8 protein-coding genes, 1 tRNA gene, 2 rRNA genes and 1 pseudogene (1 of these 12 cut by a window edge) are annotated in these 11,281 nt (G+C 58.6%); 10 read left to right on the top strand and 2 right to left on the bottom strand.

All coding sequences use genetic code 11. The features are described 5' to 3' along the window. The 9 genes and pseudogenes from QEO92_RS22955 to QEO92_RS22915 form a co-directional block, all read left to right on the top strand. A 23S ribosomal RNA gene (locus tag QEO92_RS22955) occupies positions 1 to 2,246 on the top strand; it begins 704 nt to the left of the window's first position. 274 nt (positions 2,247 to 2,520) lie between these two features. Continuing rightward, a 5S ribosomal RNA gene (gene rrf / locus QEO92_RS22950) occupies positions 2,521 to 2,635 on the top strand. Between the two features lie 263 nt (positions 2,636 to 2,898). Beyond that, a tRNA-Met gene (locus QEO92_RS22945) sits at positions 2,899 to 2,975 on the top strand. A 31-nt stretch (positions 2,976 to 3,006) separates the two neighbouring features. Beyond that, positions 3,007 to 3,297, top strand: a pseudogene (locus tag QEO92_RS22940) (IS3-like element IS426 family transposase); the annotation flags it as partial. An 80-nt stretch (positions 3,298 to 3,377) separates the two neighbouring features. Next, complete coding sequence (gene tnpA / locus QEO92_RS22935) at positions 3,378 to 3,848, top strand: IS66-like element accessory protein TnpA (RefSeq protein WP_227704569.1); 471 nt, start codon at positions 3,378 to 3,380, stop codon at positions 3,846 to 3,848. Further along, positions 3,845 to 4,201 carry an IS66 family insertion sequence element accessory protein TnpB gene (gene tnpB / locus QEO92_RS22930; RefSeq protein ID WP_227704568.1) on the top strand — a complete coding sequence of 119 codons (357 nt, stop codon included), beginning with the start codon at positions 3,845 to 3,847 and terminating at the stop codon, positions 4,199 to 4,201. Before tnpA ends, tnpB begins: the two co-directional genes overlap by 4 nt. A gap of 48 nt (positions 4,202 to 4,249) precedes the next feature. Continuing rightward, the gene (gene tnpC / locus QEO92_RS22925; RefSeq protein ID WP_227704567.1) at positions 4,250 to 5,824 is read left to right on the top strand and encodes an IS66 family transposase; all 1,575 of its coding nucleotides are present in this window, start codon (positions 4,250 to 4,252) and stop codon (positions 5,822 to 5,824) included. Continuing rightward, the gene (locus tag QEO92_RS22920) at positions 5,821 to 6,384 is read left to right on the top strand and encodes a UPF0149 family protein (protein WP_227704566.1); all 564 of its coding nucleotides are present in this window, start codon (positions 5,821 to 5,823) and stop codon (positions 6,382 to 6,384) included. Before tnpC ends, QEO92_RS22920 begins: the two co-directional genes overlap by 4 nt. 447 nt (positions 6,385 to 6,831) lie before the next feature. Next, positions 6,832 to 7,789, top strand: a protein-coding gene (locus tag QEO92_RS22915; protein ID WP_227702725.1) for an IS630 family transposase whose coding sequence is annotated in 2 segments (ribosomal slippage) — positions 6,832 to 7,173 and positions 7,175 to 7,789 — 957 coding nt in all. Because the reading frame shifts where the segments join, the coding sequence is not laid out codon by codon here. Between the two features lie 12 nt (positions 7,790 to 7,801). Here QEO92_RS22915 and QEO92_RS22910 read toward each other — a convergent pair. Continuing rightward, entirely contained in the window at positions 7,802 to 8,590 is a 789-nt protein-coding gene (locus QEO92_RS22910) for a LysR family transcriptional regulator (protein WP_227704565.1), read from the bottom strand. Positions 8,591 to 8,692: 102 nt separating this feature from the next. Here QEO92_RS22910 and QEO92_RS22905 point away from each other — a divergent pair, with 102 nt between their 5' ends. Continuing rightward, positions 8,693 to 9,700, top strand: a complete 1,008-nt coding sequence (locus QEO92_RS22905; RefSeq protein WP_037156321.1) for a zinc-dependent alcohol dehydrogenase family protein — start codon at positions 8,693 to 8,695, stop codon at positions 9,698 to 9,700. Positions 9,701 to 10,151: 451 nt separating this feature from the next. Here the strand turns inward: QEO92_RS22905 and QEO92_RS22900 are convergent, their stop codons facing one another. After that, a complete protein-coding gene (locus tag QEO92_RS22900; protein WP_227704564.1) occupies positions 10,152 to 11,144 on the bottom strand; it encodes a LacI family DNA-binding transcriptional regulator in 993 nt (330 codons plus the stop codon). Positions 11,145 to 11,281: the final 137 nt, after the last annotated feature.

Here is an 11,281-nt window from a genome sequence, read left to right as displayed (position 1 = left end):
CCTACAAGCAGTCGGAGGGCGCAAGCCTGACGGCGTACCTTTTGTATAATGGGTCAACGACTTAGTGTAACTAGCAAGCTTAAGCCGGTAGGTGTAGGCGCAGCGAAAGCGAGTCTGAATAGGGCGATTAAGTTAGTTGCATTAGACCCGAAACCGAGTGATCTAGCCATGAGCAGGCTGAAGGTTGGGTAACACCAACTGGAGGGCCGAACCCGCATCTGTTGCAATAGATTGGGATGACTTGTGGCTAGGGGTGAAAGGCCAATCAAACTCGGAGATAGCTGGTTCTCCGCGAAATCTATTTAGGTAGAGCGTCGAGCGAATACCTCAGGGGGTAGAGCACTGGATGGGCTATGGGGACTCACCGTCTTACTGATCCTAACCAAACTGCGAATACCTGAGAGTACTACTCGGCAGACACACGGCGGGTGCTAACGTCCGTCGTGAAGAGGGCAACAACCCTGACCTCCAGCTAAGGTCCCCAAGTCATGGCTAAGTGGGAAAGGATGTGAGGATCCCAAAACAACCAGGATGTTGGCTTAGAAGCAGCCATCATTTAAAGAAAGCGTAACAGCTCACTGGTCTAATCAAGGGTCTTTGCGCCGAAAATGTAACGGGGCTAAAGCCATGCACCGAAGCTGAGGCTTATGATCTTCTAACGAAGACATAGGGGTAGCGGAGCGTTCCGTAAGTCTGTGAAGGCGGACCCGTGAGGGCTGCTGGAGATATCGGAAGTGCGAATGTTGACATGAGTAACGATAAAGAGGGTGAGAGACCCTCTCGCCGAAAGACCAAGGGTTCCTGCTTAAAGTTAATCTGAGCAGGGTTAGCCGGCCCCTAAGACGAGGCAGACATGCGTAGTCGATGGGAACCACGTTAATATTCGTGGGCCTGGTGGTAGTGACGGATCGCGAAAGTTGTTCACTCTTATTGGATTGAGTGGGCAGCGGGGCGGTTCCAGGAAACAGCTCCACCTTATAGACCGTACCCGAAACCGACACAGGTGGTCAGGTAGAGCATACCAAGGCGCTTGAGAGAACGATGTTGAAGGAACTCGGCAAATTGCACGCGTAACTTCGGAAGAAGCGTGACCCCAGATTGGGCAACCATTTTGGGGTGGCACAGACCAGGGGGTAGCGACTGTTTATCAAAAACACAGGGCTCTGCGAAGTCGAAAGACGACGTATAGGGTCTGACGCCTGCCCGGTGCTGGAAGGTTAAGAGGAGGGGTGCAAGCTCTGAATCGAAGCCCCAGTAAACGGCGGCCGTAACTATAACGGTCCTAAGGTAGCGAAATTCCTTGTCGGGTAAGTTCCGACCTGCACGAATGGCGTAACGACTTCCCCGCTGTCTCCAACATCGACTCAGTGAAATTGAATTCCCCGTGAAGATGCGGGGTTCCTGCGGTTAGACGGAAAGACCCCGTGCACCTTTACTATAGCTTTACACTGGCATTCGTGTCGGCATGTGTAGGATAGGTGGTAGGCTTTGAAGCGGGGACGCCAGTCTTCGTGGAGCCATCCTTGAAATACCACCCTTATCGTCATGGATGTCTAACCGCGGCCCGTCATCCGGGTCCGGGACAGTGTATGGTGGGTAGTTTGACTGGGGCGGTCGCCTCCGAAAGAGTAACGGAGGCGCGCGATGGTGGGCTCAGAGCGGTCGGAAATCGCTCGTCGAGTGCAATGGCATAAGCCCGCCTGACTGCGAGACTGACAAGTCGAGCAGAGACGAAAGTCGGTCATAGTGATCCGGTGGTCCCGCGTGGAAGGGCCATCGCTCAACGGATAAAAGGTACGCCGGGGATAACAGGCTGATGACCCCCAAGAGTCCATATCGACGGGGTTGTTTGGCACCTCGATGTCGGCTCATCGCATCCTGGGGCTGGAGCAGGTCCCAAGGGTTTGGCTGTTCGCCAATTAAAGCGGTACGTGAGCTGGGTTCAGAACGTCGTGAGACAGTTCGGTCCCTATCTGCCGTGGGTGTAGGAATATTGACAGGATCTGTCCCTAGTACGAGAGGACCGGGATGGACATATCTCTGGTGGACCTGTTGTCCTGCCAAGGGCATAGCAGGGTAGCTATATATGGACGGGATAACCGCTGAAGGCATCTAAGCGGGAAACCCCCCTGAAAACGAGTATTCCCTATCAGGGCCGTGGAAGACGACCACGTTGATAGGAGGCGTGTGGACGTGCAGCAATGCATGAAGCTTAGCCTTACTAATCGCCCGATCGGCTTGATCGTTCTCATTGACCATGCTCATCAAGCGGAGCTTGATGATGCTTTTGTTCAGCGCTCACGCGCGTACGCCCTTCGGGCTGCGCTCCGCGGGGGCGCCGGACGACCGGCGACGGACTAGCGTCCTGTATGGGTGCCATACGCACCGCAGTACGAAATCCGTCCCAATCGACGTGTTCATAAAAACCAATCACTACCGACAGTTCACCAATCACTGTCGGAGTGAACCAGCTTCTCAACAATCTCCGGCCTCAACGGCCGGAGCATTGCCCTTAGCCGACCTGGTGGTCATGGCGGGGTGGCTGCACCCGTTCCCATTCCGAACACGGCCGTGAAACACCCCTGCGCCAATGGTACTTCGTCTCAAGACGCGGGAGAGTAGGTCGCTGCCAGGTCTGCTAAAGGCAATGCCGCTGAAAAAACAAAGCAAACAATCTTCTCATCACGAAAACAAACGGCCCATGCCGATCCCAAGGGCCGCCCGCAAAGCGGCCTTTCTGCTTTGCAGAACTGATGTGAATATGAGGAAAACGTCCCGTTATATCACCGGTGCGTCCCTCACATGAAACAACTTGGCAAAACCAAGTTGATCAGGCAGAAGATGCAAGCGCTTCGCGCTTACATCACCGCGATAAATCCCAAAGGGATTTACGCTTGGCGCGGGGTGGAGCAGCCCGGTAGCTCGTCAGGCTCATAACCTGAAGGCCGCAGGTTCAAATCCTGCCCCCGCAACCAGTTCCCCATCACAGATCTCGTTTCGATGGCGTCCGGCTCTGACATCCGTGACATGACGCCGGAGGCTGTTGAGAAACGCTTCGGCGCAACCCGAGCGCCGCATGCCATCGAGCATCTTTCTGATACCTGTTCGCCTTACACGGCGCGGGAAACCAGATTGTTCGCCCCGGCTCTTGATCTGACGCCATGCTTCACACCCGTCGCCAGTCCGCAATCGAACGGCATCTCCGAAGCCTTCGTCAAAACGATCAAACGTGACTATATCCGCATCTCAACACGTCCGGACGCTGAAGCCGCGCTCCGGCAGATCGATGGATGGATGTGAGCGCGACGAACACCCCACCTTTTCTTTTGTGAATGAGGCCGCGAGATAAGCTCCTTCATCTGCAGGAGTGGAATGGAATGGTTGGAGATCGCGCTGATGCCATGCTTGAAGTCATGGATGAAGGCATGGATGAAGCCAGGCATGAGGGAAGGTATCGTCGGATCGAGGTGATCACCGGTCGGCGCCAGCGGCGGAATTGGACTGACGAGGAGAAGGCGCGGATCCTTGCGGAGAGCGCAGAACCTGACGTGAACATCTCGGCCGTTGCCCGGCGCTGGGGCGTCAATCGCGGTTTGCTGAACGTCTGGCGTCGGGAAGCTGGACTGACGTCTCGTCGCTCTGCCAAGACCTTCGCGCAGCAGGCGATGTTCGTGCCGGTGACGGTGGTTGGCGATCGAGCGCCTCCCCAGAGCGCGTCGTCGGATATCGCTTCCGTTGCTTCCGGCCGAATTGAGATCGAGATTGCCGGAGCACGCATGACCGTGATTGGCTCGGTGGCGCCCGAGTTGGCGCAGGCGATCGTGGCAGCGTTGCGAGGACGCCGGTGATCGGAGTTTCGCCAAATGGCGTGAAGATCATGGTGGCGACGCAGCCTGTCGACTTCCGGCGCGGCATGAATGGCTTGGTGGCTTTGGTGGCGTCAGCGCTTGCGGCCGATCCCTATTGTGGCGATGTGTTCGTGTTCCGCGCCAAGCGTCTGGATCGGTTTCGCTGCATTTACTGGGACGGATCAGGCATGATCCTGGCAACGAAATGGTTGGAGGCGGGCAAGTTCGTTTGGCCGCCGATCCGCGATGGCGCGATGCAGATGAGTGCCCAGGAGTTATCGCTTCTACTAGCCGGCATTGACTGGACGCGCGTCAAGCGAAACGCGGTGAGGAAACCGTCAAAAGCAGGCTGATCCTATTGGTTTTGCTTGAAGATTCAGGCTCATATGGTAGGGTCTGTCATGCCGCTTCGACCCGATCCCTTGCCCCAGGATGCTGCGCAATTGACCCGGATCATTCTCTCGCTCGACGAAGAGAATGCCGATCTCAAGGCGCGCGTTGCCTTCCTTGAGCGCCAGCTCTTCGGGACGAAATCGGAGAAGATGACGGTGCTCCACCCGACGCAGGTGGCGCTCGATTTTGGCGATCTCAATGAGATTCCCGTTGCGGCCAATGACGATGTCGCGCCTGTCGCCGAGGACAAAACGAAGGCACGGCGATCGCCAGCCCGCAATATCGGCCGTTTGCCCAAACACCTTCCTCGTTATGACGAGATCATCGAACCCGAGAACAAGCTCTGCCCCTGCTGCTCATTCGAACTTCATTGCATCGGCACGGATGTCAGCGAGGCGCTCGACATCGTGCCGGCGGTTGTCCGGGTGAAGCGGACGATCCGGCCGCGCTATGCATGCCGGGCCTGCGAAAGCGTTGTTGTGCAGGCGCCCGCGCCGGCACGCGTGATGGACGGCGGAATGGTGACTACGGCGTTTGCCGCGCATGTCGCTGTTTCGAAGTTTGCCTGGCATTTGCCGCTCCATCGCCAGGCGCAGATGCTGGCCTCCTGCGGCGTGATCATCGATCGCGGCACGCTCGGTGCCTGGGTGACGCGGGTCGCCTGGTGGCTAGAACTTCTCTATGACGAGCTGCTTGCCTTCATCCGCTTGCAGCCGAGGGTGTTTTGTGACGAGACGCCGCTCCCGCGGCTTGATCCAGGGCGCAAACGCACCAAGGTCTGTCAGTTATGGGCGCAGGCGATCGACGATCGCCCATGGAATGGTCCGGCGCCGCCGGCGGTGGCCTATATCTTTGCCGAAAGCCGCAGTGCGCGCGAGATCGAGGGGCAATTGGCGTCCTTTGCTGGCCTGCTGCAGGTCGACGGATACCAAGCCTATAAGACCATAGCCAGGCGCCGAAGGAAGAGTAATGTCGCGCCCATGCGGCTGGCCTTCTGCCTTGCCCATGCCCGGCGCAAGTTTGTCGATGTCGTCAAGCTTACCGGCTCCTCGGAGGCTTTATCGATCCTTGCCAGGATTGCCGAGATCTATCGGATCGAAGCGAGACTACGCGGCGAAAGTGCCGATATCCGGCTCGTCGTGAGGCGTCGCGAGGCAGCTCCAGTCATGAGAGAACTGAACGCCCATCTCACCGAATTGAGCGACGAGGTGTCGGCGAAATCGGCGCTTGGCAAGGCCGTCACCTACACGCTCAACCACTGGAGCGGACTGGCAGCCTTCCTGGAGGATGGCCGGATCGAAGTGGACTCCAATGTGGTCGAGCGTTCGATGAAATCGGTGGCCCTGACGAGGAAGAATTCGTTGTTCGTGGGCAACGAGCGCGGTGGCAAGACCTTCGCGGTCCTCGCATCGCTCGTCAACACCTGTAAACTGAATGGTGTGGACCCCGAGGCCTGGCTTGCCGATGTGCTGGAACGCATCATCGCGGGCAAAGTGAAAGCCAGCGAGATGGAAGGTCTCCTGCCGTGGAGCTGGAAGGCTGAGCGCGAGACGATAACAGAGCAGGAGCGACGGGCGGCATGACGCACAACAGCCAAGAGACGACCGCACGACCGAAGCTTGATGATGAGGCGTTCGAGGCGTTTATCAGGGCACGTCGTCCAGCATCGCCAATCTGGTCAATGAGCGGTCTCGATGGTTATCTTACGGCTCTCATCATCGGCCCGAAGTTCATCGACCCACGCAAATGGATCCTGGAACTGACCGGCCCGGATGCCCTGAACCTGCCGATGGAGACAACGGAACATCGGGCCGTGCAGACGATCGTTGCGGAGTATAACCGCATCTCGGCGAGCCTTTCCGAAACACCGAAAGACCACCGGCCCAGGTTCACCAGGATCGATGATCAGACCTTTGATCCGTTCGATTGGGACCTCTGCTTTTTGTTGGGAACAGGATACGCGCCGAGGCTTTGGCAGCCGGTTCTTCGAGGTCATGCCGTCACTGGCGATATCATCGCGCCCATCCGCAACCTCGGCGAGACAAAACGGAAAGCGACCCGCCAGGATGCTACTGCCGTCGCCGAAGCACTCGTCAATATCCGAACCTACTTTATGCCGAAGCGGGCAAAGCAGACGTTCTAAAAGAAAGTGCTATTGCGATCCCGTCAACGCCGAAAGCAGTGGGCTGTTCGTCGCGCTCACGGATGGATCGAGGATCACATCGAAATCCATCCTCATTTCGCGCCAAGATGACTTCCCCTCGGCAGTTCATCCGGGCAAATCAACCCAGCCGGCTGTCTGGTGAAATGGGGAGCACTCCCGCCAGACTCTCGTCCATTCTGGAGGAAATTCGCAGTGGCGGGTCACCGGTCCGGACAAATGATCCGATTTCCAGAGATTCGCTTCCAGATTTCAGTTTGCGCCGTCGGCAGGCTACCCTCTGGTGATCCTCTTGAGGATGAGATTGAGCAAGGCGCGCAGGCGCGGCAATCTCTTGAGATCCCGATGATAGAGCGTCGGGCGGCTTTTGTGAATCTGTGGATTCCACTGGCTCCGATTTTATGATTCAACATGGCAGGAGGACTTGCCATGTCTCGGGCGTATTCATCTGATCTTCGTCAGCGGATTGTCGATGCGATATCTGAAGGCAAAACGCGGCGAGCGGCTGCGGCGGCCTTCAAGGTTTCGCCCGCCACGGCGGTACGGCTCAAGCAGCGTTCGGATCGAACGGGTTCGGTCGAGCCGTCCCGACGAGGACGGCCCAGCGGAGGCGGCAAACTGGGTCCTTACCGGGACGGCCTGATTGCCAAGGTGGAGGCACAACCGGATATAACCATGCCCGACCTAGCGGCGTGGCTGGAAGAGCGGCATGGCGTGAAGGCCGATCCCTCGAACCTGTCGAAACTGCTCTGCCGGGCAGGCTTCACTTATAAAAAAAACGATGATGGCATCGGAACGCGAACGCGCCGACGTGCGCCGAGAGCGTGATGAATGGCGCCGGCATCGCCAACCCGCGATGCAGAAGAACCCCGGACGTCTCGTCTTTGTGGATGAGACTTCGGTCAAGACCAACATGACGCCGCTGCGTGGCAGGAGCAAAAAGGGCCAGCGTTTGCAGGCGGATGCCCCTTTCGGCAAATGGAATACCCAGACCTTCATCGCCGGTCTGCGCTGCGATGCCATCACCGCTCCCTTTGTCGTCGATGGCGCCATGGATGGCGACAAGTTCGACACCTATGTGCGAACTCAGCTGGCACCGACGCTTCAGCCGGGCGACGTGGTGATCTGGGACAATCTCAACGTCCACAAGAGCCCCAGAGCGGCGGCGGCCATCGCCGAAAGAAAGGCATGGATATTGTTTCTGCCGCGATATTCGCCAGACAACAATCCGATTGAAATGGCCTTCTCAAAGCTCAAGACACTCCTGCGAAGGCAGAAAGCAAGAAACTACGACGATCTCTGGAAGGCCGTCGGGAAAGTCTGCGACCTGTTTACGCCACAGGAATGCTGGAACTATTTTCGGCAAGCCGGATGCGTTGCATATTAATCGCCCGACGCTCTAGCCGATCCAGGTGTCGCGGGATGGAGGTTGTTCACCCAAATCGATCAGTCGGAGGCCTGCGGTCGCATCCCCCAGCGGGCGGGGCAGCACCGCCAGCCCGGCGCCAAGGGCACAAAGTCGTGCCTGGATCTCCCGACTGTTGCTTCGGCACACGATCGTCGCGTTCGGAAGAGCCCGCGTCACCCATGCGACATCCGGCATACCGCCGAAAGCGGTGTCCATCAGGATCAACGGGCATCCCGCGCCGTCGCCTCTTCGCGCATTCGGGTGATCTGACCTGGCATAGAGACCGTAGGGAATTGTAACCAGCTTGCGCGCAATCACCTCCGGCTCGTCGAAGGGCGCGATGCGCATGACGATATCCGCTTCGCGGCGGGCGAGACTGTAGAGACGTGGATCGGTCAGTAGTTCAACGGTGACTTTCGGATGGAGTTGAGCGAACTCCGCAAGCACGGGGCTGAGCATGGTCGCGCCGAACCAGTCGGAGCATGACACGCGCAACAAGCCTTCGAGCCCGCCGACACTGCCAGCCAGCTTGCGCTGCATGGAAAGCGCCTCTTCTTCCATGCGGACTGCATGCGCAAACATCGCCTCACCTTCGTCGGTCAGGACGAAACCATCGCTGGTGCGCTGGAACAGCACCAACCCGACCGCTTCTTCGAGCGCGCGGAGCCGCCGGCCCATGGTCGGCTGCGTTTGTTTCAGGCGACGGGCGGCCGCTCCAAGCGTGCCCTCTCGAGCGATCGCGAGGAAGATGGGCAGATCGTTCCATTCAAGAGTGCGCATCGCGTTACCCATACATTTTCGCATGCTTTTCGTGCGATATTTATGATGGTCATGCAATTGAGTTGAGCACATATCTGGGCAATCAACAAGGAGACATGTCCCATGACCAATCCTGCGCAGAGAATGAAGGCCGCGTTCGTTGAGACAAACGACGGCCCCTTCCGCCTTGCCGAAGTTGCTCGCCCGACCGTCAATGCCGGCGAGATTCTCGTCCGTATTCATGCCAGCGGCGTCAATCCACTGGACGCCAAGATCAGAGCGGGTGCCGCAGCCCACGCCCGCCATCCGTTGCCGGCCGTGCTGGGCCTCGACCTGGCCGGCGTAGTGGAGGCGGTGGCTGCCGATGTCACGGCTTTCCGCCCCGGGGATGAGGTTTATGGCATGATCGGCGGTGTCGGCGGCATTCAGGGCACGCTGGCCGAGTATGCCTCCGTCGACGCCAGCCTGCTGGCGATCAAGCCGGCCAATCTGACCATGCGCGAGGCGGCCGCTTTGCCGCTCGTCACGATCACGGCCTGGGAAGGCCTCGTCGATCGCGCAAAGGTCCGGTCGGGACAGACGCTCCTCGTGCAGGGCGGCGCCGGTGGCGTCGGCCATGTCGCGGTCCAGATCGGCCTCGCGCTCGGCGCGACGGTATTCGCGACCGACCGCGCGGCCAAGGCCGATTTTATCCGCTCGATGGGTGCAACGCCTATCGACTATGCCAGCGAGTCGATTGAGGACTATGTCGGTCGCCATACCGGCGGCGCAGGTTTCGATCTGGTGTACGACACCGGCGGTGGCGCCATTCTGGATGCGTCGTTCCAGGCGGTCAAGCGTTTCGGCCATGTGGTGAGCAGCCTTGGCTGGGGCACGCATGCCCTGGCACCGCTTTCGTTCAAGGCCGGAACCTATTCGGGCGTCTTCACCCTTGCGCCGCTTCTCGATGGTGTTGGCCGCGCCCATCATGGCGAGATACTCAAGGCCGCTGCGGCACTGGTCGAGGCCGGCAAGCTCGTTCCGCGCCTTGATCCGCGGGTCTTCTCGTTCGACACTGTGACCGAGGCCCATGCCGCAATTAGCGATCGGACGGCTGCGGGCAAGATCGTCGTTTCCATCGTGGAGGCCTGATCCGCGCCAGGGCGTGCGTCATGGTTCGAAGGAGTAGCCACATGAGGAGCATTGAGGCGTGACCCATTTCATTTCGGATTGTGGCTGATTAAAATGATGCCGCTGGCGAAGTGAACCTTACCGCTGCAGCGCCATGACCGTTGTTCAATGAGGTTAAGCTCCGGAAAAAAATGCCGCTGGGTCGCGGGCTGTCCCGGTTACACGTGTGCGATCGTGCGCGATGCCGCGTTCGACGACTGCTCTTTCGCGTTTGTGGAGCCGGCTTTCATAGCGAGATGATTTTAGGTGGATGGCCTGTTTCCATATCGGTATATGCGGCCGCCGGCATCGACATAATCCGTACTGCCTGCCGAAGATTTGTTGCTCTAAGCAGGCCTCCCACCACGATCTCTTTCTCGCCGGAGTAATCAAAGATACGATTGATCAGGAGAGGTAGATATCTTCTACCTGTTCATTTGTTGGTGCTCATGCGCGCAACGAGCCGGCCCTGGATGGTCACCGTCTTGTCTGCCAGGTCAGCGTTGCCTGCCAGTTCGGCCAAGGCTCGCTCCCCCATTTCCGCAAAGGGCAGTGTCACGCTGGAGATTCCCAGGTCCCGCGAGAACTCGCGGTCGTCATAGCCGATAATAGCGAGGTCTTCCGGCACCTTCCGTCCCATATCGCGGGCCGCTGCCATGGCGCCGCGTGCGACGATGTCGTTGTGGCAAAAAATGCCGTCCGGCGGCTCTGAAAGCGCCAACAGGTCGCGTGCTGCGGCATAGCCGCTGGCATGGCCCCAATCGCTGGCACGCTCGAATTGGGTGCCGAGATTCAGGCCGGCCCGGTTGAGCGAACGATGATAACCGGCCAGGCGCTCAATGCTGGCGATCTGCCAGGGGTCGCCGGTGATCGTGGCGATGCGCCTGCAGCCGATCTCGATCAGGTGATCGGTCGCAAGCATGCCGCCATGGCGTTCAGCCGGCAGGATGGCAAAACCAATGCTGTCTTCACGGCGGCAATTGACCAGGACGTGGCGAAAATTGCCGAGCGAGGCCGGCGGCGAAACGATGGCCGTGAACGTGTTGGCATAGATGACGCCCTCGACCCCGAAACGGGCAAAGTTTTCAAGCGCCGCAATTTCACGGTCGGCGACGCTGTCGGTCACTTGAAGAACAATCTGCAGCCCTTGCGCATCGGCCCAGTTCTGCAGGCCATAGATCAAGTCGATTGGATAAGCTGCAGAGATTTCGTTGATCAACACGCCAAAGAGCCGCTTTCGCTCGGGATCAAGGTTTTCAATCAGCGGACCCGGCGAATAACCCAGTTCGCGTGCGATCTGCAGCACACGCTGACGCGTCGCCTCCGCGATCCGCACGCCCGGAATGCCGTTCAGGACGAGTGATACGGTCGTGCGCGAAACATTCGCAGCCCGCGCTACATCAACCATTTTGATTCGTTTTTTCATTCCAACCCCTGTTTTGCATAACCTCCTTGACAACAGGATTTTCGTCAAGCAGGTTGCTAAACAAATTTAGCAACCGCTCCTGAGGGCGGTTTCATATCTTCTCGCTGGGCGAACGGACGACGCAGACAAGTGTTTGC

It is taken from the genome of Neorhizobium petrolearium (assembly GCF_029854435.1).
GTDB lineage: Bacteria > Pseudomonadota > Alphaproteobacteria > Rhizobiales > Rhizobiaceae > Neorhizobium > Neorhizobium petrolearium.
The sequence above is the reverse complement of the archived record's forward strand: the minus strand, read 5'-3'. Positions and strand labels throughout refer to the sequence as shown.